A 26,663-nucleotide genomic window follows, 5' to 3' on the forward strand; every position below is an offset into this window, starting at 1 on the left:
CCACGCAAGGAGCCCTGCGATGACCACGCAGCAGACCTGGACCGCGCCCGAACTGGCCGCCGCGCTCCGGGGCAGCCTGATCGTCTCCTGCCAGGCACCGCCCGGTGACCCGATGCGGGAGACCGGCACCCTCGTACGGCTCGCACGGTCGGGGGCGGCCGGGGGCGGCGCCGCCATCCGCGCCAATGAACCCGACGTCGTCGCCGCGATCGCCGACGCCGTCGACCTGCCGGTCATCGGCCTGTGGAAGGACGGCGACACCGGCGTCTACATCACCCCGACCGTCGCGCACGCCCTGGCGATCGCACGGGCCGGAGCGGCCGTCGTCGCCGCCGATGCCACTGACCGGCCGCGCCCCGACGGCTCCACGTTCGCCGAGCTCGTCACCGCGGTCCACGCGGCCGGCGCGCTCGTCATGGCTGACGTCTCCACGCTCGACGAAGGCATCACCGCGGCCGCACAGGGCGCCGACTTCGTCTCCACCACCCTGTCCGGATACGTACCCGGAACGCCGGAGCAGACCGGCCCCGACCTCACCCTTGTCGCCGACCTCGCCGCCGCGATCGATGTCCCGGTCGTCGCCGAAGGCCGCATCAACACCCCCGAGGACGCCGCCGAGGCCCTGGCCCGAGGCGCCCACAGCATCGTCGTCGGAACCGCCATCACCGCACCCACGGCCCTGACCGCCCGCTTCGTCGCGGGCCTCACAAAGCACTGACCTGTCCCTCTAGGCGACCGGCCGCTCAAGGACGAGCACCGCCCCGCATCATGGAGTCACCGTGCAGACCTCATCACCCGCCAAGCCCCGCTGGTACCGCGAGATCAGCGGCAGCCAGTGGAAGTCGTTCTTCGCCGCCTGGATCGGATACGTCCTCGACGGCTTCGACTTCGTCCTGATCACGCTGGTCCTCACCGAGATCAGTGACGAGTTCGGCCTCAGCACCGTGCAGGCGGCCAGCCTCATCTCCGGCGCGTTCATCACCCGCTGGCTGGGCGGCGCGGTCCTGGGAGCGCTCGGCGACCGCTACGGCCGCAAGGCGTCCATGGTGCTGAGCATCCTGCTCTACTCCCTGGGCACGTTCGCCTGCGGATTCGCCTGGAACTACCACAGCCTCTTCGCCGCGCGGCTCGCCATCGGCATGGGCATGGCCGGTGAGTACAGCGCGAGCGCCACGTACGTCATGGAGAGCTGGCCCGCGAAGCTGCGCAGCCGGGCCAGCGGCTTCCTGATCTCCGGCTTCTCGGTCGGCTCGGTGCTCGCCGCGCAGGTCTACAACTGGGTGGTGCCCTCGCTCGGCTGGCGGTGGATGTTCTACCTCGGTCTGATCCCGATCGCCGTCGCGCTGTGGATGCGGCGCGCGCTGCCCGAAGCGGCGGAGTGGAGCGAGTCGGTCGCCGAGAAGGGCGCCAAGCCCAACCCCTTCCGTCCGCTCTTCGCGACCCGTGGCAGGGCCACCGCCAACGTGGTCCTGACCGTGGTCGCCACGCTCTCCCTCTTCCTGGTCTTCACGCCGGGCGGCGCGGGCATGGTCCCCGTGCTTTCCGTGGTCGCAGGGCTTTCCCTGGCCGCCTTCGCCGTCCAGCTCGGCGGCAAGCGCGGCTGGGCGCTGTACCTCTCGATGATCGTCACGCTGTTCTTCGCGTTCCTCTACTCCTGGCCCATCCAGGCGCTGCTGCCCACGTATCTCAAGACCGATCTGGGCTACAGCACCGACCAGGTCACCGACGTCCTGTACTTCGCGGGCTTCGGCACCATGGTGGGCTGCTGGACCGCGGGTTTCCTGGGCGACCGGATCGGTGCGAAGAAGGCGTACGCGCTGACGCTCCTGGCCTCCCTCGCCTTCGTCTACCCGGTGTTCGCCGTGCACGACAACCTGCTGCTGCTCGGCGTCCTGCTGTTCCTGCTCCAGGCGACCAGCTTCGGCATCTCCGGTCTGCTCCCGCGCTACATCGGCGGCCACTTCCCCACCGAGAGCCGGGGCGCGGCGCTCGGCTTCACCTACAACGTGGGCGCGCTGGGCGGCGCCGTCGCACCGGTCCTTGGGGCGCACCTCGCCTCCGGCATGGATCTGGGGCAGGCCCTTGCCGTGCTGACGTTCGCGGGCACGGTGATCGTGGTGCTCCTTGTGGGCTTCGACGTCCCGGCCCGGCTCAACCGGCTCATGGACCCGGACGGGGCGAGGGACCACCTGGCGGACGAGGCGGCCCAGCTGTCCCAGCCGTCCCAGCCGTCCCAGAAGGCGGAGACGCTGGGCGACACTGCCCGTACCTGACACCGGCGCCCGCATCTCGGCCATTTCCCGGCGGCGGGAGCACGCGATGCGTGGTGTTCTGGTTCTTATGAGCAGTCCCGAGGAGCAGACGGACCGGAGCGGGGCAGATCCGAGCGGGGCGGACCGGAGCGGTGCGAGCCGTGGTGTTCCCGCGGCGGATCCCCACTCCGGTCGCCGCTGGTGGGCCCTGGCCGTGATCGCGCTCGCCCAGCTCATGGTGGTCCTGGACGCGACCATCGTGAACATCGCCCTGCCCTCCGCGCAGCGCGAACTGGGCCTCACCAACGGCAACCGGCAGTGGGTCATCACCGCCTACACGCTGGCCTTCGGCGGTCTGCTGCTCCTCGGCGGCCGCATCGCCGACCTGATCGGCCGCAAGCGCACCTTCATCATCGGGCTCGTCGGCTTCGCCGCGGCCTCGGCGCTCGGCGGCGCCGCCACCGGACCCGCCATGCTCTTCGCGTCCCGCGCCCTGCAGGGCGTCTTCGCCGCGGTCCTTGCTCCCTCCGCGCTTTCGCTGCTGACCACCACCTTCACCGACGGCAAGGAGCGCGCCAAGGCGTTCGGGATCTACGGCGCCATCGCCGGCGCGGGCGGTGCGCTCGGTCTGCTGCTCGGCGGCATCCTGACGGAGTACCTGGACTGGCGCTGGTGCCTGTACGTCAACGTCCCCATCGCCGTGCTCGCCGTCTTCGGCGCGATCTCCCTGCTCGAGGACCGCGTGGGCCACAAGGAAGCCCGCCTGGACGTTCCCGGCGTGATCCTGGGATGCGGAGGGCTCATCGCCGTCGTGTACGGGCTGAGCGAGGCGGAATCCCGCGGCTGGACCTCCGTGATGGTCCTCGGCCTGCTGATCGGCGGCGTCGTGCTGCTTGCCGTGTTCGCGTGGTGGCAGACACGGACGACGCGCCCCCTGCTGCCGCTGCACATCGTGAAGGACCGCAACCGCGGCGGCTCGATGCTGACCATGGGACTCGCCACGATCGGCATGTTCGGCGTTTTCCTCTTCATGACGTACTACCTGCAGAGCATTCTCGGCTATTCACCGGTGAAGACCGGCTTCGCCTTCTTCCCCATGTCGCTGGCCATCATCATCGGTTCGACCCAGATCTCGGCCCGGCTGCTGCATCACGTCCCGCCGCGTCTGCTCATGGGGCCGGGACTGCTGCTCGCGGCGGCGGGTCTGTTCACGCTGACGTTCCTCGGCACGGAATCCAGCTACGCCGGGCACATCCTGCCCGGCCTGCTGATGCTGGGTCTCGGCCTCGGCCTCACGTTCATGCCGGTGATGGCGACCGCCACCGCCGGGGTGGCCCCCAAGGACGCGGGCGTCACGTCGGCGACGGTCAACACCGCCCAGCAGGTGGGCGGTTCCATCGGTACGGCGCTGCTCAACACCATCGCGACGACGAGCACCGCCACGTATCTCTCGTCGCACCTGGCGGGACCTGCCCGCACCGGACAGCTCACGCCGGAGCGCAAGGCCCAGATCGTCGACTCCGGTGTGGTGCACGGGTTCACCGTGGCCATCGGCTGGGCGGCCCTCATTATGCTCGCGGCCTCCGCGGTCGCCTTCCTGCTGGTCAACGCCCCCGCGCCGCGCCACCGCCAGGAGGATGCGGGGACGCCCGAGGTGACCGCGGTCTGAAGTTCCTCGTGGTTCTGAAGCCGTCTTCCTGGTTCGCCGGGCTCCTGGCGGGAACCCGGCGACGCGAACCATGCGTCCGGCCGATCCGGGAGGCGGGTGCTCCGGCGCGCCACTACGTTGAACGTGACCCCTCACTCGTCCGCCGAGGCCCCGCGCCTGCGCCGGGCCGGCCGTCCCCCTCTTAAGGAGCAGCCATGGGCGACCCCGCGGTGACCCCGGCCGCAGCCGCCGAACCGCCCTCCGATGCCGAGCTCCAGGAGCTCGAACGGTATTGGCGGGCGGCCAACTACCTCTCGGTGGGGCAGATCTACCTGATGGACAACGCCCTGCTGCGGCGGCCCCTGGAGGTCGAGGACATCAAGCCGCGGCTCCTCGGCCACTTCGGCACCTCGCCGGGACTGAACCTGGTGCACGCCCACCTCAACCGCGTCATCAAGGCGCGGAACCTGGACACCGTCTGTATCTGGGGCCCCGGCCACGGCGGGCCCGCGGTCCTGGCCAACTCCTGGCTGGACGGCACGTACACCGAGACCTACCCCGACGTCACCCGCGACGGCGAGGGAATGGCCCGGCTGTTCCGCCAGTTCTCGTTCCCCGGCGGAGTGCCCAGCCATGTCGCCCCCGAGACACCCGGCTCCATCCACGAGGGCGGCGAGCTCGGTTACTCCCTCTCGCACGCCTACGGCGCCGCGTTCGACAACCCGGACCTGCTCTCGGTGTGCGTCATCGGCGACGGAGAGTCCGAGACCGGTCCGCTGGCCGCCTCCTGGCACTCCAACACCTTCCTGGACCCGGTGCACGACGGCGCGGTCCTTCCCGTCCTGCACCTGAACGGCTACAAGATCGCCAACCCGACGATCCCGGCGAGACTGCCAGGGAGCCAGCTCGACGAGCTGATGCGCGGATACGGATACGAGCCCGTGTACGTCACCGGCGACGACCCCATGACGGTCCACCGGGACTTCGCCGCCGCCCTCGACCGCTGCCTCGACGACATCGCCGCGATCCAGCGCACCGCCAGGGCCGAGGGGGACGCCGAGCGCGACAAGGACGTTCCCGCACCGCGCTGGCCCATGATCGTGCTCCGCACCCCGAAGGGCTGGACCGGCCCCAAGACGGTGGACGGCAAGCCGGTGGAGGGCACCTGGCGGGCCCACCAAGTACCCCTCGCCAACGTCCGCGAGAGCGCCGAGCACCGCCGCCAGCTGGAGGAGTGGCTGCGCTCCTACCGGCCCGACGAACTCTTCGACGACCAGGGACGCCCGGTCGCCGGGCTCGTCGACACCGCCCCGCGGGGCACCCTGCGCCTGGGCGCCAACCCGCACGCCAACGGCGGGCTGCTCCTTCGCTCGCTGCCCCTGCGGCCGCTGGAGGAGTTCGCGGTCGGCGTGGACAAGCCCGGCGGCAGCGTCAACGAGCCGACCCGGGTGCTCGGCGGCTACCTGCGCCAGGTGATGGCCGACACCGCCGAACGCCGCGACTTCCGGCTCGTCGGCCCGGACGAGACCGCCTCCAACCGGCTCGACGCGGTCTACGGAGCGACCGGCAAGGCCTGGCAGGAGGAGATCCACGACGTGGACGAACACCTCTCCCGGCACGGGCGGGTGATGGAGATCCTCTCCGAGCACACCTGCCAGGGCTGGCTGGAGGGCTATCTCCTTACGGGACGCCACGGGCTCTTCTCCTGCTACGAGGCGTTCGTGCACATCGTCGACTCCATGGTCAACCAGCACATCAAGTGGCTGCGCACCACCCGCGACCTGCCCTGGCGCGCGCCGATCGCCTCACTGAACTACCTGCTGACCAGCCATGTGTGGCGGCAGGACCACAACGGCTTCTCGCACCAGGACCCCGGATTCATCGGCCACGTCCTCAACAAGAGCCCCGAGGCAGTACGGGTCTACCTGCCGCCGGACACCAACACGCTGCTCTCCACCGCCGAGCACTGCCTCACCTCACGCGACTACGTCAATGTGATCGTGGCCGGCAAACAGCCCGGCTTCGACTGGCTGAGCCTGGACGAAGCGCGGGAGCACTGCGCGCGGGGCGCGGGAGTGTGGACCTGGGCCGGCAACGAGACGCGCGAGCGGGAGCCGGACGTCGTACTGGCCTGCGCCGGGGACGTGCCCACCCTGGAGGTCCTCGCCGCCGCCCTGCTGCTGCGCACCTACCTGCCGGAGCTTTCGGTGCGCGTGGTCAACGTGGTGGACGTGGCGCGGCTGATGCCGGAGGGGGAGCACCCGCACGGCATGCCCGACGCGGAGTTCGACGCACTGTTCACCCGCGACAAGCCGGTCATCTTCGGATTCCACGGCTACCCCTGGCTGGTGCACCGCCTGGCCTACCGGCGCGCGGTCCACCCGCACATCCATGTCCGCGGATACAAGGAACGCGGCACGACCACCACCCCGTTCGACATGGTGGTCGCCAACGACCTGGACCGCTTCCGCCTTGTCATGGACGTCATCGACCGGGTGCCGGGCCTCGGTGTGCGCGCGGTCGAGGTGCGCCAGCAGATGGAGGACAAGCGGCTGCGCCACCACGCCTACGTACGCACCCACGGCGTCGACCTGCCGGAGGTACGGGACTGGTCCTGGCAGGACTGATCCCGTGACGGCCCCGGCCCGCCCCCCCCGGCCAGACGGGTGGGCCCATGTGGGCCGCACGGGGGACTTGCGGCGTGCCGCCGGTAGCGACACGCCGCAGGACGGGAGTGCTGTTGGTAGGGCGCGGTCGACGCCGGCAACACATTCCGGGGCACGAGAGCTTCGGGGGGCCGTGTCCGTACTGGAGGTACAGACATGCGTTCCATCCGAGTGCTGACCGGCCTTGCCGTTGCGGGCGCCGCGCTGGCGATCACCGCCCCCAACGCGCAGGCCGTGACGCCGGGTTGCCAGAAGGCCCTGGACGACGCGGAGATCACGCAGAAGAACGCCGACACGGTCGCGGCCGACCCGAACGCCACCGCGGAGGAGAAGAAGGCCGCGGAGGACGAGGCGAATATGGCCGCCTCCACCGCACAGCGGATCTGCGACTCCACGGACCCGGCCGTCAGGGGCGGCGTGCACGCCGGTTCGGGTGGATCCCAGGGCAGCTCCAACCCGGTCGAACTGGCCGCCGGGGCCGCGGTCCTGGCCGCCGGAGCGGGCGCCGTGTACTGGCACCGCCGCAAGTCCGCCGGGCAGCGCTGACCTTCCGCCGCCGGTCCGGCTGAGCTGCTTCAGCCGGTCGACCGGCCCCGCCGGGCCGAGCCCGGACTCGCCCGGCGGGACCGCAGGACCTCCCTCTCCACCCGGCCAAGGACGGCAGCACCATGAGCTACCCCCACGCATCGCCGGCCCGATCCACGTGGCGCCGCACCGGGGCCTGGGGTGCGCTCATAGCCCTCGCGGCCGGTGCGTGGTTCTGGACGGCCGACGACGAGAAAGCCGACGAGCCGCCCAGGCCCTCCGCCGCTCAGGCCAAGGCCCCCGACTCCGGCGCCGGTGAAGGCGCCGCGCCTGCGGCGGTCTCGCTGTCCGAGTCGCTCCCCGTCCGCGTGCAGATCCCCGCCCTCGACGTGGACGCCGCACTCGTCGACCTGGCGAGGACCGAGGACGGCGGACTCAGCGCACCACCACCCGACGACGCCGACCTCGCCGGCTGGGACGCCGCAGGCACACCGCCCGGCAGCACCGGCACCGCCGTGATCGCCGGACACGTCGACACCCGCGAGGGACCGGCCGTGTTCTACGGACTCGGTGCCCTGAAGAAGGGCGCCGAGGTGAAGGTGATCCGGGAGGACGGCCGCACCGCGGAGTTCACCGTCGACGGCGTGGAGGAGTACGAGAAGGACGACTTCCCCAGCGACAAGGTCTACGCGCCGCGGACACGCCCCGAACTGCGCCTGATCACCTGCAGCGGCACCTACGACAAGACCGACGGCTACTCCGGCAACGTCGTCGTCTACGCACACCTGACCGGGCGCCGGTGAGCTTTCCGGGCCCGTAGAGTCTCACCCCTGTTGTCGACGACACAGGAGGAACACGTCGAGGCAGCCGCGGGCTCGACCACCACCTGTTCTGGCGCAAGTGACGCTGCTCAAAGCCATGTTGTCGCCGGCCAGAGGCTCACACCCGCAGCGAGAAGGAGCGTGATGTTCAGGGCGATCCGACGGTCGCCGAGGCGAAGGTGGACCCTGGTCGCGCCGATCTGCAGGACCACGAACCCGACGGCCGCGACCAGGGCCAGCCAGGGCGCGATGCCGGTCAGCGGCGGGAGGACAAGACCGATCGCCCCGAGCACTTCGATCAGCCCGATGGCCCTGACGGCGGGCATCGGCGTGCTGTCCACCCAGGCCATCATCGGCCGCAACCGCTCACGGCTCCGCACCAGCTTCACCCCACCCCCGTAGAGATAGAACAGCGAGAGCAGGCCCGCAAGGATCCAGTAGGCGATGGTCATGACGTCCGTCCACCGGCGAAGTCGGCGACGGGCTCGGTGGCGTATCGGCTCATCACGCGGATGTCCGCCCCGGGAACCAACGCCCGGCCGTCGGCCATCATCGCCCGCAGGTCCCGGAAGTACTGCACGTACAAGTCCGGCGTGAAGATGCTGAGCATGACGGCCGGACGGTCGGTCACGTTGGCGAAGGTGTGCGGTGCGCCGGGCGGGATCATCACCAGCGTCCCGGCGGTCGCGTCGTGGTCTCTCTCGCCGACCGTGAACCGCACCGTGCCGGAGATGACGTAGAAACCTTCGTCGTGCTGAGCGTGCCGGTGCTGCCGCGGTCCGGGCGTGTGCGGCGCGAGGACCGACTCGGCGAGCCCGAGGCGGTGCTCGGTGTGGGTGCCGTCCTCCAGGACGCGCAGCCGCGTGGTGCCCAGAACGATCGTCTCGCCGTCGCCAGGACCGACCACCGATACGGCGGGGTGGGCGATCGGCTCACTCGTCATTGGTTCGTCACTCATGCTCCGATCCCACCGCCGGCGCACCGCAACCGTCCAAGACCTGTTCCGCGACCCCGATACCGAACGGGTATCGTCGCAGCATGGAGCTACGTACGGTGCGTTATTTCGTGGCGGTGGCCGAGGAGCTGCACTTCGGGCGTGCGGCGGCCCGTCTGCACATGAGCCAGCCGCCGCTGAGCCGGGCGATCAGACAGCTGGAGACCGAGACCGGCGCCGCGCTGTTCGACCGGTCGCCCACCGGTGTCACACTCACCGCCGTGGGCGCGGTACTGCTCGACGAGGCGCGCGCCCTGCTCGACCAGGCAGAGCGGATGCGCGAACGCGTGGCCGCCGCAGCCGGCGCCGCGACCCTCACCGTCGGCATCCTGGGGGACAGCGCCGATCCGGGCGCGACCCGCCTGGCCGGCGCCTACCGCCAAAAGCACCCGGGGGTCGAGGTCCGCATCCGCGAGACCGACCTGACCGACCCGACCTGCGGGCTGCACGCCGGTCTCGTCGATGTCGCCCTGACCCGGGCGCCGTTCGACGAGACCGGCCTGACCGTGCACGCACTGCGCGCCGACCCGGTGGGCGCACTGCTGCGCACCGACGATCCGCTGGCCCGCCGCGACAACCTGAAGTTGGCCGATCTGGCCGACCGCCGCTGGTTCGTCTTTCCCGACGGCACCGATCCGCTCTGGCAGGCGTACTGGAGCGGCGCAGAACCCCGTCAGGGTCCCGTCGTGCGCGCCGTCGCGGAGTGCAGGCAGGCGGTGCTCTGGAACGGCACCGTCGGCATGACCCTCCTGGACCACGAACCGGGGGATGGGCTCCGGGTGGTGCCGCTGCTCGACATGCCCCCGAGCCGTGTGGTGGTGGCGTCGAAGGAGGGCGACACGAATCCACTGCTCCGCTCGTTCGCCCGGACCGCGATCGCCGCATACCGGGACTGACCTGGCGGGGATGCCGGGCGAGTCGAGAGAGGTCGTCGGATAATTCCGTGCCGTGGCGTCGATGAAAGTGCAGACTCGCTGCATGGCGGACATGCGGGCGTTCCGGGACGCGGTCAATGGCTGGGCGGCAGGCGGCCCCGGTCGACCGGCGAGTGAGCTGGCCGTACGAGTGGGGGTGCGCACGGCGGTGCTGCTGGAAGGCCCCAGTGACCTGGCGGCCGTTGAGGCGCTCGCCGCGCGGCGTGGCCGGGACCTGGCCGCCGAAGGGGTGTGTGTCGTGTCGATGGGCGGGGCGATGAGCATCGCCCGCTACGCCGAACTCCTGGGGCCGCCCGGCCTCGGGCTGCGCCTGGCAGGACTGTGCGACGAGAACGAACGGCGCTTCTACGACCGCGGCCTGGAGCGGGCAAGGGCACCGCGCGATGGCTTCTTCGTGTGCGTGTCGGACCTGGAGGACGAACTCATCCGCGCGCTGGGCACGGCCAGGGTCGAGGAGGCCGTGCGGGCCGAGGGCGACCTGCGGGCCTGGCAGACCTTCCTGCGCCAGCCCGCCCAGCACGGCCGCCCCCGGCAGCAGCAGTTGCGGCGCTTCCTCGGCACCAAGAAGGGCCGCAAGATCCGCTACGGCCATCTCCTCGTCGAGGCCCTCGACCCCTCCGTGACCCCGGCCCCGCTCGACGACCTCCTTGCGAGCCTGTGAACTGCCCCGCCCCCACGTCAACTTCGCCCGAGACCACGTAACCAAGAGGGCCTACGTTTGAGGATTCGGGCTTGGCGGGATTCGATTGAGCGCAAGATACGGTTATGGACCGATTGACCATCCGGGAGAGCGTGTCCGACAACCCGCCGTTTCTCACGCTGGTCCTCTCCGGCGAGCTTGACGTCGTCAATGTGGGCAAGCTGAGTGACACCGTCGTCTACGAGCTGGAGGCGGGTCAGCGGCATCTGCTGATCGACCTCACCGGGGTGACCTGGTGCGACATGGGCAGTCTCTTCACGCTCCTGGGCATGCGGCATGCGGCCGACCACGCCGGCGGCAGCCTCTCGCTCACCGCGGCGAGCGCCTGCGTCCATGAGGCGCTGGGACTTGCCCGGTTGGCTGAGCTCTTGCCGTGCGTCGAACGACGTTAGCCGTTCGACGCCGATGAGCGAGCGGGGCGGTGCCTACCAGCGCACCGGCACCTCTCGCAGGCTCCGCATCAGGCTGGTGCGCCACTGCGGCGTGCCGTCACCGTCGAAGGCCAGGTCGGGGAAGCGGTCCAGCAGGATGCGCAGGGCCAGGGTCGCCTCCAGTCGGGCCAGCGGGGCGCCCAGGCAGTGGTGCAGGCCGTGCCCGAAGGCGAGATGGGCGCGGGTCACGGCCGGATCCCGGCGGATGTCGAACCGCTCGGGGTCGGGGAAGCGCGCGGGGTCGCGGTTCGCGGCGGCGATGGAGAGCACGACACGCGCGCCCGCCGGTATGCGGACGCCGCCGAGGTCGAGCGGTTCTGCGGCGTAGCGGTACGTGCCCGCCGGCGCGGGTGACTCGAAGCGCAGCGTCTCCTCCACTGCGCCCTGCAGCAGTTCGGGGTCGGCGCGGAGGGCGGCGAGCTGCTCGGGGTGGCGGAGCAGCAGATGGACGGCGCTGGCGATGAGGTTGACGGTCGTCTCGTGCCCTGCGACGAGCAACAGGAAGGCCATACCGAGGAGTTCCTCCGGGGCGAGCCGGTCGCCGCCGTCCCCGTCGTGGGTGCGGACCAGGGCATGCAGCAAGTCGCTCTCCGCCGCGTCCGGCAGCTGCCGCTTCTCCTCGGCGAGGCCCGCGAGGTAGACGGCCATTTCCTGCGAGGCGCGGGCGGACTGCTCCGGGTCGTCCAGGGAGACGACCTTCGTGGACCACTCCCGGAAGGAGGGCCGGTCCGCTTCCGGCACGCCGAGCAGCTCGCAGATGATGGTGAGCGGCAGCGGATAGGCGTACGCGGTCACCAGGTCGGCGCGGCCGTCGGCGGCCACGGCGTCCAGGAGCGCGTCGGCGGCCTCCTGGATGCGGGGCCGCAGCGCCTGGACGCGGCGGGACGTGAACTCGCGGGCCACAAGCGTCCGCAGGCGGGTGTGGTCGGGCGGATCGACCTGGAGCATGTTGCTGCCCACGGCGTACAGCCCGTCGTCCTCGAAGTCGGCGGAGTGCCGCACGTCGTTGCGCAGCCGCGGGTCCGCGAACGCGGCGCGTACTTCCTCGTGCCCGACCACCAGCCATGACTCGTCTCCGGTGGGGAAGCGGGCGTGGTGGACGGACCCGCGGGAGCGCAGGGCCGCGAAGGCGGAGTAGGGGTCGGCGGTGAAGTCGTCGGTGAGGTCGGTGAGTTGAACGGTGGCGTGCTGCGTGCGCATGGTCGGCTCCCGAACTGAAGTGGGGATTGCTCCCCGTTTACGCTTCAGGGGTGACCCTAGCATGAAGCGGGGAGGGGTCCCCGGTTAGGTCTCGGAGGGAACTATGGCCAGGCCCGCCGCCCGCGTCGTCGCTTCACCGAGGAGCAGCCGTCGCTCGTGCGGACCGGCCTGCCCCCCCGATGAACAGGTCAGCCTGGACACGCACATCTGGATCGCGTGGTCGGAACTGGGCTCGCTGTCCGACCCGGTCGAGCCGCCGCAGTTGCCGGCCGTGCTCGGCGCCATGCTGCCGGACGGCCCGTGGCGTGATCGTGCCGGCGCCTGACGGGCGGTCACAGTGCCTCCGGGGGACGGCTGCTGGACCGCACACGCCGGGCTTCTTCAGGAGGTCTGAGCGCCGGCCCACGCCGCCAGTGCGGGGGCGGCGTCCGCCGGGGCGTCGGTCCCGCCCGCCCAGGCGACATGTCCGTCCGGACGGATCAGGATCGCAGCCACGTCCTTGAGGCCCGGGTGCTCCGGCCAGTCCTGCACCGGGACCACGCGCACGTGCTCGGCCAATCCCCGGGCCGCTGACGCCAACTCCGTCTCCCCGCGGGTGAGCAGTGCGAAACGGCCGTCCGTCAGCAAGCCGCTGACATGGCTCACCGCGCCGCCCGTGCGCACCTCGACGTCCGGCATCCGGTGACCTGTCAGGGGGTGTTCGCCCGCCGGGGCCGCGTACGCGGTCGCCAGCGCCGAGACCCGCCCCGCCAGTCTGCGGTTCACCTCGGGGATCTCCAGCAGTTCGTCCATCAGTGAACGCAGGGAGAGGCCGGGTCCCGAATGGCTTTCCAGGAGGGGGAGTTCGCCGAGGAGCAGCTGCACCTCGGTGTCCCGGGCGACAGCGTGGCCAACCGGCCTGCGCTCCGCGTCGTAGGTGTCGAGAAGCTCGTCGCCGGCCCACCCCTTCACCGCCCCGGCGAGCTTCCAGCCCAGGTTCATCGCGTCCTGCAGCCCGGTGTTGAGACCCTGCCCCGCCGACGGGAAGTGGATGTGCGCGGCATCGCCGGCCAGGAAGACGCGTCCGGCCCTGTAGTGGGCGGCCACGCGCGTCGCGTTCCCGAAGCGGGACATCCAGACGGGCTTGTCGACGCCCAGGTCATTGCCGCACAGCCGCACCAGCGCGTCGCGGAACTCGTCGAGGGTCACCGGCTCCCGCGAGGAGACCCGCATCCGCTCGGGGTCGATGTACGCGAGGCGGGTCACGCCGCCCTCCAGGAGCGCCACCAGAATTCCCTGCGAGCGTGCCGCGGCGAGTGTCTCCGCGTCCGCCGGCAGGTGCGGGAAGTCTCCCAGGACGCCGGTCAGGGTCTCCTCGCTGCCCGGAAACGGAATCCCGGCGACCGACCGCACGCGGCTGCGCGCTCCGTCGCATCCGACCAGGTAGGCGCAGTGCACGGTTCGCTCGGTTCCCTGTGCGTCGCGAACCCGGACGAGGACGCCGTCGCCCTGTTCCTGTGCGGTGACCAGTTCGCTGCCTCGCTCGACGGTGACCCCCAATTCGAGGGCCCGTTCCTCCAGGAGTTCCTCCGTGCGGGCCTGCGCCAGGAACAACGTATGTGCCTGACGTGTGTCCAGGGCGGTGAAATCGAGCTGCGTCGCCAGGGCGGCGAAGTGCCAGCCCGGAGTGGTGCGCCCGGCGGCGAGGAACCGTGGGGCCAGGCCGCGCAGCTCCAGGATCTCCAGGCTGCGCGGGTGCAGGGTCAGGGCGCGGGAGTTCTGCTGGCGCTCCAGCCTCGGCTCGACCACGCGCACCTGCACGCCCGCCAGGGCGAGCTCGCAGGCGAGCAGCAGCCCCGTGGGCCCGGCTCCCGCAACGACTACATCTGTATCCATGCCGACCTCCATTTAGTGAACAACGTTCACGTGAACGATGTTCACTATACTCAGGCGCATGATGAATGAGTCAAGAACTCCGCAGCGCGGCCGCCCCGCACGCCTGGACCGCGCCGCCGTGACCGCAGCCGCGCTCGACCTTCTTGACGCCGTCGGAGTGGAAGACCTCACGATGAGGCGCCTGGCGGAACGGGTCGGCGTGCAAGCCGGCGCCCTCTACCGCCACTTCGCCACCAAGCACGACCTGCTCACGGCGATGGCCGAGCACATGCTCAAGGGCATCGGGGCGGAGATGGGGGCGGACGGCGGGGCGGAAGCTGCGACGGGCGCAGAAGGATCAGCGGAGGAAGAAGGATCAGCGGAGGAAGCGGAAACCGTCGATGATCTGGCCCGCGCGCTTCGCGGCGCACTGCTGGCCAGGCGGGACGGGGCGCGTGTCTACGCAGGAACGCACCCGGTGGGACCCAACACGCTGGCCTACGGAGACCGCCTGGTCGCGGCCCTCATGCGCACCGGCCTCGACGTCCAGGACGCCGGTGGCGCATTCCTGGCGGTGGTGAACTACACCGTCGGGCACACACTTGAGGAGCAGGCCTCCATGCCCTCGGCGGACGGAATGGCCGAGGGCGTGCAGGCGCTGGGCCTTGCTGTCCGCGAGGGCGGCTACGCGCACCTCGCCTCGGTCCTGCCCGCGCTCACCGAACCGGACTTCGAGCAGCACTTCGCCCTGGGGCTCCAGCTGCTGATGGACGGCGTACGTACACGCGCGGGCGAGGAAGGCCGTCCGGTCACGCCGTGATGGCGGTGCGCGGTGATATCAGCGCGCCGTGATGCCGGTGCGGGGTGCGGCGCTCAGAAGGGCATGCGGCCGCGGGTGCGCCGACCGGCCGCGCCGCTGCGGCTCACGGCCTTGGAGCTGCTGCGGAAAGGCTTGCTGAAGATCCGGCCCAGGACGCCGGGAGCCTTGCCGCCGGCGCGCGAACCGGCACCCAGCGTGCGCTGGGTGCCGCGCTCGGGGTGCCGAGAAAGACGAGGCACGAAGAAGGCGAGGACGGCCAGGACGACGCAGACACCGACGATGCCGACAATGATCACGAGGGGCTCCCTGGGTCGAGGCGTGTCTGCCGGGTGCCCTGCCGGACGAGGTGTATGCGCCGGGCCCCGGTCGCCCGGCGGTGGATCACTTGGTGATGGCTCCGGTGAACTCCGGGAAGTCCAGGTTGGAGGCGTCGCTGCTGCGCTGCACCGTGACGACGACCTTCTTGCCGTACTTCGTCTCCAGGACGTTGTCGTTGGTCTTCGTCGCGGACACCCCGGCAGCCAGGCGCCCTTCGAGCGGTGATGCCCCCTTCTCGAACGCGGTCTGCGCGGCCTCGCCGCCATTCGTGGCGCCCTCGACGATGAGGGACAGGTCGTCGAGGGCGACGGCGGACTTGCCGGAGTTCGTCAGCTTCAGTTTCACGCGGAAGTCGGTGTTGCCGGGCTTGGCGGACTCCATCAGCTCGGAGTCGTAGTCCGTGAACACCTTCGCCTCGGCGACGGACACCTTGAGGCCGTCAGGCCACGTGTAGGACCCGCCGAACTTCAGGCCTGTCGCCTTCTTCTCGGTCCCGTCCGCGTCGCTGTCGGCGCCCTCGTCGGAACAGTGCTTCATCCAGTCGGACTGACTGATGTCGCTGTCGCCGCAGTCGACTTCCTTCGACGCCGAGCCCTTCGAGCCGCCCGACGACTTCGCGTCGGTCTTGTCGCCGTCGTTGCCGCTGTCGCTGCCACCGCACGCGGTCAACGCGGCAAGAAGCATGGCGGCCAGGGCCGTAGTTGTGGCCGTAGTAGCGCGAACGCGCATATGTCCCCCCAAGGTTGAGCCAGGCGGATCACGATAGGCCACATGCGGTTGAAACACGGAGGGGGTGATCAGGTTGTGATGGATCGGGGCCAGGTGGACGCCGATGAGGCGCAGCCGCTCGCCGAGCTGTCGGGTGCCGGCCGCCCGCATGTCCGGATGTGACAGGGAATCGTCATTGCGGCCATCGGCGGCGGCGTCAAGGATGGGTGCATGCCCACTCCGCACCGTGTCGTCATCGCGGTCTTCCCCGATGTCGACCTCCTGGACGTCACCGGCCCGGCCGAGGTCTTCGCGCTGGCCAACCGGGAGACCGCGGGCCGCGCCGGCTACCAGGTCCGCCTCGCCGGGCCGCTCGCCGGTGAGGTCCGTACGTCGGCGGGGGTGCGCCTGATCGCAGACCTGGGCTTCGACGAGGTCGGCGGACAGGTGGACACCCTGCTGGTGCCCGGCGCGGTCGACATGACCGACGAGGGCCCCATCGCCCGTATCGACTCCGACGTCGTGGAGTGGGTGAAGGCCACCGCCCCGCAGGCGCGCCGAGTGGCGTCGGTGTGCGTGGGCGCGCACGTGCTGGCCGCGGCAGGACTCCTCGACGGGAAGACGGCGACCACCCACTGGTCGACCGCCGCCCAGCTTGCGGCCGAGCACCCGGCCGTCACGGTCGACCCGGACCCCATCTTCGTACGCACCGACCGGGGCCGGCTGTGGACCGGGGCCGGGATCAGCGCCTGCCTCGATCTCGCCCTGGCGCTCGTGGCCGAGGACCAGGGCGAGGACGCGGCTCTCGCGGTGGCGCGGCACCTGGTGATGTACCTCAAACGCCAGGGCGGTCAGAGCCAGTTCTCGGTGCCGCTGAGCCGTCCCGCGTCCGCCCGCCGCGACATCGACGAACTGCGGCTGTGGATCGCCGAGCACCTCGACGACGACCTGTCGGCGGCGGCCCTTGCGGCGCGGATGTGCCTGAGCGAGCGGCACTTCGCCAGGGTGTTCAAACAGGAGACCGGCACCAGCCCGGCCGACTACGTGGAAGCCGCCCGCGTAGAGGTGGCGCGCCGCCTCCTCGAGACCACCGACAGTCCGCTGGACCAGGTCGCGACCGCTGCCGGGCTCGGTTCGGTCGAGACGCTGCACCGGGCCTTCAACCGGCAGCTCGCCACCACCCCGGCGGCCTACCGCCGCCGCTTCCGCATCCAGACCCCCTGACTCCTTCTCCTCCGCCAACACCACACCTCTGGGCATGCAGGCGAGCCCTGCGGCTGCGCCATGCCGTAATGCACCACGAACACGAAAGGCACCCCATGAACACGCGCACGCACACGGACCAGCCCTCCACGACCCTGCGAGACGTGATCGGCCTGGACAACCAGCTGCCCCGGCTGAGCGAATCCGCCCTGATCATGATCGACTTCCAGAACACCTACCGCACCGGCGTCATGGCCCTGGACGGCGCCGAGACGGCACTCGCGGCGGGCGCCCGTCTCCTGGAGCGTGCCCGCGCCGCGGGCACGCCGGTCATCCACGTACTCAACGACGGCGGCGAGAACACCCCCTACGACATCCGCGCCCACATCGGGGCCATCAGCGACGAGGTCGCCCCGGCGGACGGCGAGGCGGTCGTGGTCAAGCAGTTCCCCAACTCCTTCCATGCAACCGACCTGGAAAAGACGCTGGACGGGCTGGGTTTCGCCCCGGGCAGCGGGAAGGATCTGGTCCTTGCCGGCTTTATGACACACATGTGCGTCAACTACACGACGCAGGGTGCCTTCAATCTGGGCTACCGCCCCACAGTCGTCGCCGAAGCCACCGCCACCCGTGCCCTCACCGCCCCTGACGGCACCGTCGTGACCGCCGCCGCGCTTCAGACCGCCGCTCTGACCAGCATCATCGACCTGTTCGGCACCGTCGTCCCCACCGTCGGGGCGCTGCCCGCCTGAGCCCGGGCCGGGGGTGCGGGATGCCACGGGTGGTCTCTTGAGTGACGTAGGACACGTCATTACGGGGCTTTGTTCTGGGTAAGCGCGGCATGATCGCCTGGGCTAGTGCCCGGGAAGCAACACCGGAACCACGGAGGTATCCATGTCCTCGAAGCGACGTCGCAAGAAGAAGGCCCGCCGCAAGAACGGCGCGAACCACGGCAGCCGCCCCCAGTCCTGAGGACGGGCGTGGCACTCGGGGGCGGCACCATGCGGTGCCGCCCCCGAGGCGTTCCACCGGCACCCGCAGGCGGTCACGCCACCCCCGGCCTCGGCTGTCTCGGTGCCGAGACCTGTGCCGAGACCAGTGCCGAGACCGGTCAGGAATCGAGAAGCGCCGGCCCCATGGCCGGATCTAGCGTGATGGCCATGGACGTCACCCTTTACGCGAGCTTCCTGCCGCACAGCGACCCTGACGCCTCCCTGGCCTTCTACCGCGACACCCTCGGCTTCGAGGTCCGCGCCGACGTCGGATACGACGGGATGCGCTGGATCACCGTCGGTCCCGCCGACCGGCCCGGCCTGTCCCTCGTCCTGCAGCCGCCCGCTGCCGACCCCGGCATCACCGACGCCGAGCGCACCACCATCACCGAGATGATGGCCAAGGGCACCTACGCCGGGATCCTGCTTGCCACCGCCGACCTCGACGGCACCTTCGCGCGGCTGCAGGCCAAGGACGCCGAGATCGTGCAGAAGCCGACCGAGCAGCCGTACGGCGTGCGCGACTGTGCCGTCCGCGACCCCGCGGGCAACCTGCTCCGGATCCGGGAACTCCGCTGAGCCGGCCCCGGTGCTGGCCGCGGCTCGCCGCCACGGATGTCGGCTGAGCGTTGCCGTAGTCATGCTGAACGAAGTAAAACCTGACGTACTGCTCGATGATGATCAGATCGGGCCAGGCGATAACGACGGAGACCGCGCACACGGCTCCGCCCGACAGATGGAGAGGCACCATGAGCCCGGCCAACAGGAAGACCACGCAGTCGCCTGCGCTCCACGCCGCCGACAGCCACGACCTGATCCGCGTGCACGGCGCGCGCGTGAACAATCTCAAGGACGTCAGCATCGAGATCCCCAAGCGCCGTCTGACGGTGTTCACCGGCGTCTCAGGTTCGGGCAAGAGCTCGCTGGTGTTCAGCACGATCGCCGCGGAGTCCCAGCGGATGATCAACGAGACCTACAGCGCCTTCGTGCAGGGCTTCATGCCGACGCTGGCACGGCCCGAGGTCGACGTACTCGACGGTCTGACGACCGCGATCATCGTCGACCAGCAGCGGATGGGGGCCGACCCCCGCTCCACGGTCGGCACCGCCACCGATGCCAACGCGATGCTGCGCATCCTGTTCAGCCGGCTCGGCAAGCCGCACATCGGCCCGCCCAGCGCGTACTCCTTCAACACCGCGTCGGTCAGGGCGAGCGGCGCGATCACCGTAGAGCGCGGCAACAAGACGAAGGCGACGAAGGCGACCTTCAACCGAACCGGCGGCATGTGTACCCGCTGCGAGGGCCGGGGCTCGGTCTCCGACATCGATCTCACCCAGCTCTACGACGACTCGAAGTCGCTCGCCGAGGGCGCGTTCACCATCCCCGGCTGGAAGTCGGACAGCCAGTGGACCGTGCAGGTCTACGCCCAGTCCGGTTTCGTCGACCCCGACAAGCCGATCCGCCGGTACACCAAGAAGGAACTGCAGAGCTTCCTCTACGGGGAGCCGGTCAAGGTCAAGGTGAACGGCGTCAACCTCACCTACGAGGGACTGATCCCCAAGATCCAGAAGTCGTTCCTGTCGAAGGACAAGGAGGCGATGCAGCCGCACATCCGGGCGTTCGTGGAGCGGGCGGTCACCTTCACCACCTGCCCCGAGTGCGACGGCACCAGGCTCAGCGAAGGAGCCCGGAACTCCAAGATCAAGCGGCTCAGCATCGCCGACGCCTGCGCGATGGAGATCCGTGACCTCGCCGAGTGGGTGCGCGGCCTCAAGGAGCCGTCGGTGGCACCGCTGCTCACCGCGCTGCAGCAGACCCTCGACTCCTTCGTGGAGATCGGCCTCGGCTACCTCTCGCTGGAGCGTCCCGCGGGCACGCTGTCGGGCGGCGAGGCGCAGCGCGTCAAGATGATCCGCCACCTCGGCTCCTCGCTCACCGACGTCACGTACGTCTTCGACGAGCCCACCATCGGTCTGCACCCCCACGACATCGAGCGGATGAACAACCTGCTGCTGCGACTGCGGGACAAGGGCAACACGGTCCTCGTCGTCGAGCACAAGCCCGAGGCCATCGCGATCGCCGATCACGTCGTCGACCTGGGCCCCGGCGCCGGTACGGCGGGCGGCACCGTCTGCTTCGAGGGCAGCGTCGACGGGCTGCGGGCCGGCGACACCGTCACCGGGCGCCACCTCGACGACCGGGCCTCGCTCAAGGAGGAGGTGCGCAAGTCCACCGGCACGCTGGAGATCCGCGGAGCCACCCGCCACAACCTGCGGGGTGTCGACGTCGACGTCCCTCTCGGAGTGCTCTGTGTCGTCACCGGCGTCGCGGGCTCCGGCAAGAGCTCACTGATCCACGGCTCCGTCCCCGCGTCCGAGGGTGTCATCGCGGTCGACCAGGCGCCGATCAAGGGTTCGCGGCGCAGCAACCCGGCGACGTACACGGGACTGCTCGACCCGATCCGCAAGGCGTTCGCCAAGGCCAATGACGTGAAGCCCGCGCTGTTCAGCGCCAACTCCGAGGGCGCCTGCCCCAATTGCAACGGCGCCGGTGTCATCTACAGCGACCTGGGGATGATGGCCGGGGTCGAGAGCACCTGCGAGGACTGCGAGGGCAAGCGTTTCCAGCCCTCGGTCCTCGAATACACCTTCGGGGGCCGCGACATCAGCGAGGTGCTCGCGATGTCCGTGGCCGAGGCCACGGAGTTCTTCGGCTCGGGAGAGGCGCACACGCCGGCCGCGCACAAGATCCTCGACCGGCTCTCGGACGTCGGGCTCGGCTACATCAGCCTCGGCCAGCCGCTCACCACGCTGTCCGGCGGCGAGCGGCAGCGGCTCAAGCTGGCCACCCACATGGGAGACAAGGGCGGCGTCTACGTACTGGACGAGCCGACCACCGGCCTGCACCTGGCCGACGTCGAGCAGTTGCTGGCGCTTCTCGACCGGCTCGTCGACGCCGGGAAGTCGGTCATCGTCATCGAGCACCACCAGGCCGTCATGGCGCACGCCGACTGGATCATCGACCTTGGTCCCGGTGCCGGTCACGACGGCGGCAAGATCGTCTTCGAGGGCACTCCGGCCGACCTCGTCGCGGACCGCTCCACTCTCACCGGCGAGCACCTCTCGGCGTACGTCGGCGGCTGAGCGAGGGCCTGCGGGCACGGGGCGGATACCAGGACCGCCGCCCGGATTCTCTCGTTTGGGTACGAAATCGCAGATTGCACCCAGGCGATGCGCGGAGTCAGTAACCTGCATTTGCTGGGCCATAAAGCCCGTGGCATGCGCATGCCACGGGCTTCATGGCGTAAAGCGGCGTTGCCGCGACCGGAGAGGATCGTTGTACTGGGCATGAGCGATGCGGGGAGCGGGGTTCCTTCACCGCGGCCGCCCCGTGCCGAAACAAGGACCGGTGGCGGGGGCGCTCCTTCGCAATCCCCCATCTATGACGCGCTGGTGCGCGAGTGGCTCGACCAGGACCGGGAGGTGCCGCGTGCGCCCGCCCCGCGCTCGCGCTGGGAGCGTGTCGATCCGCAGGACCTGTTCCACAGGGGCTGACCGGCTGTCGCGCCCGCCGCGCGGGGGAGCGCGGTGAGCGTTCCCGTCGCGTCACGTGAGCGGGGTCGCGGGCTGGGCATGGGTGCTGAGCCAGCGGCAGATCGCGAGAGCGACCGTGTCGTCGAGCGTGCTCAGCGCGTCGATGGCCCTGGTGTCGTCGGGGTGGGGCGGGATGCCGGCCGTGGTGAGCGTGGCGTAGAGACTCAGACGGTGCCGGTCACGGGGCGCAAGGAGTGGCGGGGGCGCCATGTCCAGGCGCTGCGTCGGGTCCGGCGGGGGCAGCATGAAGTCCGTCTCCGCGTCCCGGTCGACGGTCGGCAGAATCGTGGCAGGTGGAGTCATGGCGGCTTCCTCACGACGGGCGGGCGGTGCCTGTGTCGGACAGGAGGCGGTCGGGCGGTCCGCTGGTTGCACCGGAGCCGCCAAGCCACCCGAACGCGCTAATCGCCGGGCGTCGCGGGCCATGCCAACTGCCCGTGCGGGCGGGTTGAGTTGCCGGAGGACCCGCACGGAGCAGGGGGGAACTGCGTAACGGCGCCGACGAGTTCCCGGCCGCCGCTCCACGCGACCCGGGACCTGACCGAGGTGACGCGGACCCTGACTCCGCTCGGGGTCCCGCCCGGCGTCCGCTCCTCCCAGCGGAGTAGAAACAAACGCCGCAAGTGCCACGTGAGTTGGAGGAACTCGGGCTTCCGGGATGAGTCGCGCGGCCCTGCGACGGGACAAGATCGATCATGTCCCGCGATGTCCATCGGAAGGACCCTCCGCATGCAGAGACGACCGCTCGTACCGCTGCTCGCAGTGAGCCTGCTGGCAGCTCTGGCCCCCGGTCTGGCCGCTGCGGCCCCGGCCGCCGCGACTCCCTCGGCCCGCTCGGCGGCCCCCGCCTCCGCCGACGCCCTGCGCCCCTACACCCGGCAGAAGCCGGCCTGGAAGCGGTGCGACGCCGACAAGCCCGCCGCCTTCCAGTGCGCGACCCTCAAGGTTCCGCTGGACTACCGCAAGCCCGGCGGCAAGACGACCGACGTGGCGATATCCCGGCTCAGGACCAGCGACCCCGGCAAGCGCCACGGCGTACTGCTCTCCAATCCCGGCGGCCCCGGCGGGCCCGGTCTTGATTTACCGCTCGTACTGGACGAGTTGCTGCCCCGGCAGGTGAAGGAACGCTACGACCTGATCGGGTTCGACCCGCGCGGGATCGGCCGCAGCACACCCGTGGACTGCGGTCTCGGCCCCGACGAGAACACGCTGCTGCGTCCGCTGCGGACCTTCGAGAAGAACGTAGCCTGGGCCAAGGGCGTGGCCGACAAGTGCCGTACGAAGGCGGGCGGCACCATCGCGCACATCACCACCCGCAACACGGCACGCGACATGGATGTCCTGCGGGCGGTCCTGGGCGAGCGGAAGATCTCCTACCTCGGAGTCTCGTACGGCACCGCGCTCGGCGCCGTCTACATGCAGTTGTTCCCCCACCGCACCGACCGGTTCATCCTCGACAGTGCCATCGACCCGGAGCTGATGTGGCGCGAGATGTTCCGCGTCTGGGGCCCGGAGGGCGAGCGGGCGTTCAAGCGGTGGACGAAGTGGACCGCCGCCCGCGACACGACCTACCGACTGGGCGACACACCAGCCGCGGTGAGCAAGAGTTTCTGGGACGTGATCGCCAGGGCCGACCGTGACCCCCTCGTCGTCGACGGGGTCCCGCTCGACGGGGCCGGGGTGCGCGACCTGGTGCGCCCGGAGTTCGTCACCGTGCGTACCGCGGCCGAGCGGGTGGTGAAGCTGAAGGAGGCCGCCGGCGGCGGAGGCAGTGTGCAGAGCCCCGGGCCCTTCGAGCCCGAGCCGGAGGAGGACGTCTCGGCGACCATGGCCGTGGTGTGCGGCGATGTCTCCTGGCCGCGCGACCCCGGCACCTACCTCAAGGACTCGATCCGCGACGCGGCGAAGTACCCGCTGTACGGCGACTTCGCCGCGAGTGTCACTCCCTGCGCCTTCTGGGACAAGCCCGTCGAGCCCGTCACCGTGGTGAACAACAAGGTCCCGGCGCTGATCGTGCAGAACGAGTGGGACTCGCAGACCCCTCTGTCCACCGCACGGGCCATGCACCGGCAGCTGAAGGGCTCGCGCATGGTCACGGTCGACGAGGGAGAGGGCCACGGCGTCTACGGCACCAACCCCTGTGCGGACTCCGCGACCAACTCCTACCTGGCCACCGGCAGCCTCCCGGCCGCCGACGTGACGTGCCACGCGAACCCCGGCCGGCGGAAGGCCACCTCTCCGCTCCCGGCTCCGGGCCTCCTGCGATGACCGCCCGCACCGCGTCCTGACGGCTGACCGGAGCGGACGGCGACGATCGCCGTCCGCTCCGGTGCAACCAGAGCCGCACAGGGGCCGCACACACTGCCCCGTACCCACGGAGCGAGCTGCTCCATAGCCCCAACTGGCGGCAGAACGCGGTCAGTCGGCGGGATGAATATCCGGAGAAACCAAGGGCGCGTACAACCCTTGTGCCCCATCCGGTGTCGAACAGGGCGCCGGACAAGGAACGGGCCCTTTCCGGACACCCTCGCGCTTGCCCGGCCACTTTCCTTTACAGGAGCCGCTCGTGCGCAAGAACCGTTCGGCCGCCCTCGCCGCGGCCTCATTCCTCCTTCTGTCCGGAGCGGGCATCGTCGCCGCCCCTTCCGCTTTCGCCGGTACCCCCGGGGGTACGCACGCCGACGACCGCAACAGTGACTTCAACGGCGACGGATACGAAGACGTGCTGGTCGGAGCCCCCGGGGCGACGGTCAGCGGACAGAAGGGCGCCGGTCTCGTCACGGCGCAGTACGGCTCGTCCAGAGGCATGAACACCACCTCCGTCGCCCGGTTCAGCCAGTCGACGGCCGGTGTCGCGGGCGCCGCGGAGGCGGCTGACGGCTTCGGGAAGGCCGTCGCCACCGGTGACCTGGACGGCGACGGCTACGACGACGCGATCGTCGGCATCCCCGGCGAGGACATCGGTGACACGGTCGACGCGGGTGGTGTGGCGATCCTGTGGGGCTCCAAGCAGGGCCTCAGCGGCGACAACAGCGACTGGCTCGAGACCCAGGAGCCCACCAAGGGCGAGCAGTTCGGCCTCAGCCTCGCCGCCGCGCACCTCACCGGCGAGACGCCGGGCGACATCCTCGCCGTACTGGACCGTGACGACCTGGAACTCTTCGCCTACGACGCCGCACCGCAGGCCGACGGACAGGTGCCGCTGCGGCGGCAGGCGACCGAGCGGCTTTCCGCGGCGGCCGAGGAGCGCGACATCACACCCAAGTCGCTCACCACCGGCGACTACGACGAAAACGGCTACGCCGACCTCGTCGTGTCCGGCGTGACCGTGGGCGACGAGCCGGGACACGGCTGGTCCGCGTACTTCTCGGGCAACGCCGACGGACTCAAGTACGAGCACGATCTGCGCGGCGGGCCCGTGGCCGCGTCGGGCGACATCGACCACGACGGCTACGACGACCTGGTGACCGGCGAGCCCAACTCCCCCGACGACGGCGGCGAAACGCTGACCGGCGGCCTGGTGGGCGTCCGGTACGGCGGCGCGGACGGCCTCAAGGACGAAGCCAAGTGGTGGACGCAGGACAGCGTCGACGTGCCCGGTGTCGCCGAGCGCGGTGACGGCTGGGGCGCCGATCTGTCCGTGGCCGACACGAACGGCGACGGGTACGCGGACGTCGCGATCGGCGCACCGGGCGAGGACATCGGCACGGTCGCCGACGCGGGAGCGGTCTGGGTGCTGCGCGGCTCGCAGGCCGGGATGACGGGGGTCGGCGCCAAGTCCTTCGACCAGGACTCCGCGGACATCCCCGGCGTCCCCGAGAAGGGCGACAAGTGGGGCGCCCAGGTGCGCCTGACGGACCCCAACCGCGACGGCCGGTTCGGTCTCCTGGCCGCAGCGCCGGGCGAGAACGCCGGTGACGGTGTGGTGTGGGTCCTCTCGGCAGGAGCGAGCGGCGTCACCGCGGCGGGGTCCTGGACGTACGGCGCGGAGTCGCTCGGCGCGCCGGGCAAGGGCGCGGCGTTCGGCGCGGCGATCGACGAGTAGGTCCGCTGAAGGCCCTTCGGTGGGTCTTCCGGCAGGCCCTCGAACGCAGTCGTGAGCGGCCCATATGTGCCTACATGTGTCTACGTGCGCCTACGTATGATCACGGCCATGTGCTCACGACTGCGTTCGGAGGCTGAACAGGCATGACAGAGAGCCGAGTTGTGATCGTCACCGGCGGCGGCACGGGCATCGGCGCCGCCACGGCCCGGCAGCTGCGCGCGGCCGGGCACCGTGTCGTCGTCTCCGGGCGGCGCCCCGAGCCGCTGCGGCGCGTCGCCGAGGAGACGGGGGCGCTGGCCCACCCCGCCGACGCGGGGAATCCCGAGGAGGTCGCCGGGCTCGTCGATGCGGCCACGGAGGCCTACGGCCGCATCGACGGGCTCGTGCTCAACGCGGGCGTCGGGCGCAGCGGAGCGGTCGGCGACCTCTCTGACGAGGACTGGGACGCCGTGCTGCGCACCAACCTCACGGGGCCCTTCCTGCTGCTGCGGGCCGCGCTTCCCCACCTCCTGGAGACGCGCGGCTCGGTGGTCGCGGTCGCCTCGGTCGCCGCACTGCGCAACGGCGTGGCGAACGCCGCGTACGCCACGTCCAAGGCGGCGCTCCTCCAGCTGTGCCGCTCCCTGGCCGTCGACTACGGCAAGGCCGGGCTCCGTGCCAACACCGTGTGCCCCAGCTGGGTGCGGACCGAGATGGCCGACCGGCGGATGAACCGGTTCGCCGAGGAGGCCGGGCTCGGGGACGGCGGTGCCGACGCGGCGTACGAGGAAGCGACGCGGCTCGTCCCTGCGGGCCGGCCGGGAGAGCCTGCGGAGGTCGCCGAGGCGATCACCTGGCTGCTCTCGCCCGCCGCGTCGTTCGTCAACGGTGCGACGCTGACCGTAGACGGCGGGGTGACGGCGGTGGACCCCGGAACGTCCGCGTTCGACTTCAGCATCGCACCGCGCGCCTAGGCGTC

The 26,663-nt window shown here is 70.6% G+C and carries 26 protein-coding genes; 19 read left to right on the forward strand and 7 right to left on the reverse strand.

All coding sequences use genetic code 11. From position 1 onward, the window contains the following. Positions 1 to 19 precede the first annotated feature (19 nt). The 6 genes from ACWFR3_RS16135 to ACWFR3_RS16160 all read left to right on the forward strand — a co-directional run bounded on the left by ACWFR3_RS16135 (position 20) and on the right by ACWFR3_RS16160 (position 7,894). Complete coding sequence (locus tag ACWFR3_RS16135; RefSeq protein WP_453735187.1) at positions 20 to 718, forward strand: N-acetylmannosamine-6-phosphate 2-epimerase; 699 nt, start codon at positions 20 to 22, stop codon at positions 716 to 718. Between the two features lie 61 nt (positions 719 to 779). Next, positions 780 to 2,273 (forward strand): sialate:H+ symport family MFS transporter, encoded by a 1,494-nt coding sequence (locus ACWFR3_RS16140; RefSeq protein WP_453735188.1) that lies wholly within the window; start codon positions 780 to 782, stop codon positions 2,271 to 2,273. A 67-nt stretch (positions 2,274 to 2,340) separates the two neighbouring features. Then, entirely contained in the window at positions 2,341 to 3,921 is a 1,581-nt protein-coding gene (locus ACWFR3_RS16145) for an MFS transporter (protein ID WP_453735189.1), read from the forward strand. Between the two features lie 194 nt (positions 3,922 to 4,115). Next, positions 4,116 to 6,527, forward strand: coding sequence for a phosphoketolase family protein (locus ACWFR3_RS16150; RefSeq protein WP_453735190.1), 2,412 nt, complete (start codon positions 4,116 to 4,118; stop codon positions 6,525 to 6,527). 195 nt (positions 6,528 to 6,722) lie between these two features. Then, the gene (locus ACWFR3_RS16155) at positions 6,723 to 7,112 is read left to right on the forward strand and encodes a hypothetical protein (protein ID WP_453735191.1); all 390 of its coding nucleotides are present in this window, start codon (positions 6,723 to 6,725) and stop codon (positions 7,110 to 7,112) included. A 122-nt stretch (positions 7,113 to 7,234) separates the two neighbouring features. Continuing rightward, positions 7,235 to 7,894: a class F sortase gene (locus ACWFR3_RS16160; RefSeq protein ID WP_453735192.1), complete on the forward strand. Its 660-nt coding sequence runs from the start codon at positions 7,235 to 7,237 to the stop codon at positions 7,892 to 7,894. Between the two features lie 107 nt (positions 7,895 to 8,001). Here the strand turns inward: ACWFR3_RS16160 and ACWFR3_RS16165 are convergent, their stop codons facing one another. After that, positions 8,002 to 8,364, reverse strand: coding sequence for a DoxX family protein (locus ACWFR3_RS16165; protein ID WP_453735193.1), 363 nt, complete (start codon positions 8,362 to 8,364; stop codon positions 8,002 to 8,004). Further along, positions 8,361 to 8,870: a cupin domain-containing protein gene (locus ACWFR3_RS16170; RefSeq protein WP_453735194.1), complete on the reverse strand. Its 510-nt coding sequence runs from the start codon at positions 8,868 to 8,870 to the stop codon at positions 8,361 to 8,363. Before ACWFR3_RS16170 ends, ACWFR3_RS16165 begins: the two co-directional genes overlap by 4 nt. 80 nt (positions 8,871 to 8,950) lie before the next feature. On the opposite strand from ACWFR3_RS16170, the gene ACWFR3_RS16175 reads away from it, so the two are divergent. The 3 genes from ACWFR3_RS16175 (at position 8,951) to ACWFR3_RS16185 (ending at position 10,933) form a co-directional block, all read left to right on the forward strand. Further along, positions 8,951 to 9,802 (forward strand): LysR family transcriptional regulator, encoded by an 852-nt coding sequence (locus ACWFR3_RS16175; protein WP_453735195.1) that lies wholly within the window; start codon positions 8,951 to 8,953, stop codon positions 9,800 to 9,802. Between the two features lie 82 nt (positions 9,803 to 9,884). Further along, positions 9,885 to 10,502, forward strand: a complete 618-nt coding sequence (locus ACWFR3_RS16180; protein ID WP_453735196.1) for a TOPRIM nucleotidyl transferase/hydrolase domain-containing protein — start codon at positions 9,885 to 9,887, stop codon at positions 10,500 to 10,502. 104 nt (positions 10,503 to 10,606) lie between these two features. Continuing rightward, complete coding sequence (locus tag ACWFR3_RS16185; protein WP_453735197.1) at positions 10,607 to 10,933, forward strand: STAS domain-containing protein; 327 nt, start codon at positions 10,607 to 10,609, stop codon at positions 10,931 to 10,933. 33 nt (positions 10,934 to 10,966) lie between these two features. Here ACWFR3_RS16185 and ACWFR3_RS16190 read toward each other — a convergent pair whose 3' ends face one another. Then, positions 10,967 to 12,172: a cytochrome P450 family protein gene (locus ACWFR3_RS16190; protein WP_453735198.1), complete on the reverse strand. Its 1,206-nt coding sequence runs from the start codon at positions 12,170 to 12,172 to the stop codon at positions 10,967 to 10,969. A gap of 103 nt (positions 12,173 to 12,275) precedes the next feature. Here ACWFR3_RS16190 and ACWFR3_RS16195 point away from each other — a divergent pair, with 103 nt between their 5' ends. Further along, positions 12,276 to 12,497, forward strand: coding sequence for a hypothetical protein (locus ACWFR3_RS16195; protein ID WP_453735199.1), 222 nt, complete (start codon positions 12,276 to 12,278; stop codon positions 12,495 to 12,497). A 56-nt stretch (positions 12,498 to 12,553) separates the two neighbouring features. Here the strand turns inward: ACWFR3_RS16195 and ACWFR3_RS16200 are convergent, their stop codons facing one another. Continuing rightward, complete coding sequence (locus tag ACWFR3_RS16200) at positions 12,554 to 14,047, reverse strand: FAD-dependent monooxygenase (RefSeq protein ID WP_453735200.1); 1,494 nt, start codon at positions 14,045 to 14,047, stop codon at positions 12,554 to 12,556. A gap of 58 nt (positions 14,048 to 14,105) precedes the next feature. Between ACWFR3_RS16200 and ACWFR3_RS16205 the strand changes: the two genes are divergently transcribed. Then, the gene (locus ACWFR3_RS16205; RefSeq protein WP_453735201.1) at positions 14,106 to 14,846 is read left to right on the forward strand and encodes a TetR/AcrR family transcriptional regulator C-terminal domain-containing protein; all 741 of its coding nucleotides are present in this window, start codon (positions 14,106 to 14,108) and stop codon (positions 14,844 to 14,846) included. Positions 14,847 to 14,899: 53 nt separating this feature from the next. On the opposite strand, the gene ACWFR3_RS16210 is transcribed toward ACWFR3_RS16205, so the two are convergent. After that, positions 14,900 to 15,142, reverse strand: a complete 243-nt coding sequence (locus ACWFR3_RS16210) for a DUF6411 family protein (protein WP_453735202.1) — start codon at positions 15,140 to 15,142, stop codon at positions 14,900 to 14,902. A gap of 85 nt (positions 15,143 to 15,227) precedes the next feature. Then, positions 15,228 to 15,848 carry a hypothetical protein gene (locus ACWFR3_RS16215; protein WP_453735203.1) on the reverse strand — a complete coding sequence of 207 codons (621 nt, stop codon included), beginning with the start codon at positions 15,846 to 15,848 and terminating at the stop codon, positions 15,228 to 15,230. Positions 15,849 to 16,103: 255 nt separating this feature from the next. On the opposite strand from ACWFR3_RS16215, the gene ACWFR3_RS16220 reads away from it, so the two are divergent. From ACWFR3_RS16220 to ACWFR3_RS16240, 5 genes are all read left to right on the forward strand, one after another. Then, complete coding sequence (locus ACWFR3_RS16220) at positions 16,104 to 17,096, forward strand: GlxA family transcriptional regulator (protein WP_453735204.1); 993 nt, start codon at positions 16,104 to 16,106, stop codon at positions 17,094 to 17,096. Between the two features lie 95 nt (positions 17,097 to 17,191). Beyond that, positions 17,192 to 17,827 carry a cysteine hydrolase family protein gene (locus ACWFR3_RS16225; RefSeq protein ID WP_453735205.1) on the forward strand — a complete coding sequence of 212 codons (636 nt, stop codon included), beginning with the start codon at positions 17,192 to 17,194 and terminating at the stop codon, positions 17,825 to 17,827. A gap of 142 nt (positions 17,828 to 17,969) precedes the next feature. Continuing rightward, on the forward strand, positions 17,970 to 18,047 hold the full coding sequence (locus ACWFR3_RS16230) for a 50S ribosomal protein bL37 (RefSeq protein ID WP_370443954.1): 78 nt from the start codon (positions 17,970 to 17,972) through the stop codon (positions 18,045 to 18,047). Positions 18,048 to 18,235: 188 nt separating this feature from the next. Beyond that, positions 18,236 to 18,646 carry a VOC family protein gene (locus tag ACWFR3_RS16235; RefSeq protein ID WP_453735206.1) on the forward strand — a complete coding sequence of 137 codons (411 nt, stop codon included), beginning with the start codon at positions 18,236 to 18,238 and terminating at the stop codon, positions 18,644 to 18,646. 170 nt (positions 18,647 to 18,816) lie between these two features. Continuing rightward, positions 18,817 to 21,210 carry an ATP-binding cassette domain-containing protein gene (locus ACWFR3_RS16240; protein WP_453735207.1) on the forward strand — a complete coding sequence of 798 codons (2,394 nt, stop codon included), beginning with the start codon at positions 18,817 to 18,819 and terminating at the stop codon, positions 21,208 to 21,210. Between the two features lie 462 nt (positions 21,211 to 21,672). Here ACWFR3_RS16240 and ACWFR3_RS16245 read toward each other — a convergent pair whose 3' ends face one another. Continuing rightward, a complete protein-coding gene (locus ACWFR3_RS16245) occupies positions 21,673 to 21,963 on the reverse strand; it encodes a hypothetical protein (protein ID WP_453735208.1) in 291 nt (96 codons plus the stop codon). Positions 21,964 to 22,389: 426 nt separating this feature from the next. On the opposite strand from ACWFR3_RS16245, the gene ACWFR3_RS16250 reads away from it, so the two are divergent. The 3 genes from ACWFR3_RS16250 (at position 22,390) to ACWFR3_RS16260 (ending at position 26,658) form a co-directional block, all read left to right on the forward strand. Beyond that, positions 22,390 to 23,928, forward strand: a complete 1,539-nt coding sequence (locus tag ACWFR3_RS16250) for an alpha/beta hydrolase (RefSeq protein WP_453735209.1) — start codon at positions 22,390 to 22,392, stop codon at positions 23,926 to 23,928. 298 nt (positions 23,929 to 24,226) lie between these two features. After that, positions 24,227 to 25,705, forward strand: coding sequence for an esterase (locus ACWFR3_RS16255; protein ID WP_453735210.1), 1,479 nt, complete (start codon positions 24,227 to 24,229; stop codon positions 25,703 to 25,705). Positions 25,706 to 25,848: 143 nt separating this feature from the next. Next, positions 25,849 to 26,658, forward strand: a complete 810-nt coding sequence (locus ACWFR3_RS16260) for an SDR family NAD(P)-dependent oxidoreductase (protein ID WP_453735211.1) — start codon at positions 25,849 to 25,851, stop codon at positions 26,656 to 26,658. Positions 26,659 to 26,663 lie beyond the last annotated feature (5 nt).

This window comes from Streptomyces sp. NPDC055189, from assembly GCF_053606765.1.

What these genes read in the sequence shown, in the direction of transcription:
- ACWFR3_RS16220 (WP_453735204.1), top strand. Translation starts at nt 16,104, where the DNA reads ATGCCCACTCCGCACCGTGTCGTCATCGCGGTCTTCCCCGATGTCGAC.
- ACWFR3_RS16185 (WP_453735197.1), top strand. Translation starts at nt 10,607, where the DNA reads ATGGACCGATTGACCATCCGGGAGAGCGTGTCCGACAACCCGCCGTTT.
- ACWFR3_RS16180 (WP_453735196.1), top strand. Translation starts at nt 9,885, where the DNA reads ATGGCGGACATGCGGGCGTTCCGGGACGCGGTCAATGGCTGGGCGGCA.
- ACWFR3_RS16225 (WP_453735205.1), top strand. Translation starts at nt 17,192, where the DNA reads ATGAACACGCGCACGCACACGGACCAGCCCTCCACGACCCTGCGAGAC.
- ACWFR3_RS16215 (WP_453735203.1), bottom strand. Translation starts at nt 15,848, where the DNA reads ATGCTTCTTGCCGCGTTGACCGCGTGCGGTGGCAGCGACAGCGGCAAC.
- ACWFR3_RS16175 (WP_453735195.1), top strand. Translation starts at nt 8,951, where the DNA reads ATGGAGCTACGTACGGTGCGTTATTTCGTGGCGGTGGCCGAGGAGCTG.
- ACWFR3_RS16235 (WP_453735206.1), top strand. Translation starts at nt 18,236, where the DNA reads ATGGACGTCACCCTTTACGCGAGCTTCCTGCCGCACAGCGACCCTGAC.
- ACWFR3_RS16230 (WP_370443954.1), top strand. Translation starts at nt 17,970, where the DNA reads ATGTCCTCGAAGCGACGTCGCAAGAAGAAGGCCCGCCGCAAGAACGGC.
- ACWFR3_RS16250 (WP_453735209.1), top strand. Translation starts at nt 22,390, where the DNA reads ATGCAGAGACGACCGCTCGTACCGCTGCTCGCAGTGAGCCTGCTGGCA.
- ACWFR3_RS16165 (WP_453735193.1), bottom strand. Translation starts at nt 8,364, where the DNA reads ATGACCATCGCCTACTGGATCCTTGCGGGCCTGCTCTCGCTGTTCTAT.
- ACWFR3_RS16170 (WP_453735194.1), bottom strand. Translation starts at nt 8,870, where the DNA reads ATGAGTGACGAACCAATGACGAGTGAGCCGATCGCCCACCCCGCCGTA.
- ACWFR3_RS16145 (WP_453735189.1), top strand. Translation starts at nt 2,341, where the DNA reads ATGAGCAGTCCCGAGGAGCAGACGGACCGGAGCGGGGCAGATCCGAGC.
- ACWFR3_RS16205 (WP_453735201.1), top strand. Translation starts at nt 14,106, where the DNA reads ATGATGAATGAGTCAAGAACTCCGCAGCGCGGCCGCCCCGCACGCCTG.
- ACWFR3_RS16260 (WP_453735211.1), top strand. Translation starts at nt 25,849, where the DNA reads ATGACAGAGAGCCGAGTTGTGATCGTCACCGGCGGCGGCACGGGCATC.
- ACWFR3_RS16200 (WP_453735200.1), bottom strand. Translation starts at nt 14,047, where the DNA reads ATGGATACAGATGTAGTCGTTGCGGGAGCCGGGCCCACGGGGCTGCTG.
- ACWFR3_RS16150 (WP_453735190.1), top strand. Translation starts at nt 4,116, where the DNA reads ATGGGCGACCCCGCGGTGACCCCGGCCGCAGCCGCCGAACCGCCCTCC.
- ACWFR3_RS16160 (WP_453735192.1), top strand. Translation starts at nt 7,235, where the DNA reads ATGAGCTACCCCCACGCATCGCCGGCCCGATCCACGTGGCGCCGCACC.
- ACWFR3_RS16155 (WP_453735191.1), top strand. Translation starts at nt 6,723, where the DNA reads ATGCGTTCCATCCGAGTGCTGACCGGCCTTGCCGTTGCGGGCGCCGCG.
- ACWFR3_RS16190 (WP_453735198.1), bottom strand. Translation starts at nt 12,172, where the DNA reads ATGCGCACGCAGCACGCCACCGTTCAACTCACCGACCTCACCGACGAC.
- ACWFR3_RS16240 (WP_453735207.1), top strand. Translation starts at nt 18,817, where the DNA reads ATGAGCCCGGCCAACAGGAAGACCACGCAGTCGCCTGCGCTCCACGCC.
- ACWFR3_RS16195 (WP_453735199.1), top strand. Translation starts at nt 12,276, where the DNA reads ATGGCCAGGCCCGCCGCCCGCGTCGTCGCTTCACCGAGGAGCAGCCGT.
- ACWFR3_RS16135 (WP_453735187.1), top strand. Translation starts at nt 20, where the DNA reads ATGACCACGCAGCAGACCTGGACCGCGCCCGAACTGGCCGCCGCGCTC.
- ACWFR3_RS16245 (WP_453735208.1), bottom strand. Translation starts at nt 21,963, where the DNA reads ATGACTCCACCTGCCACGATTCTGCCGACCGTCGACCGGGACGCGGAG.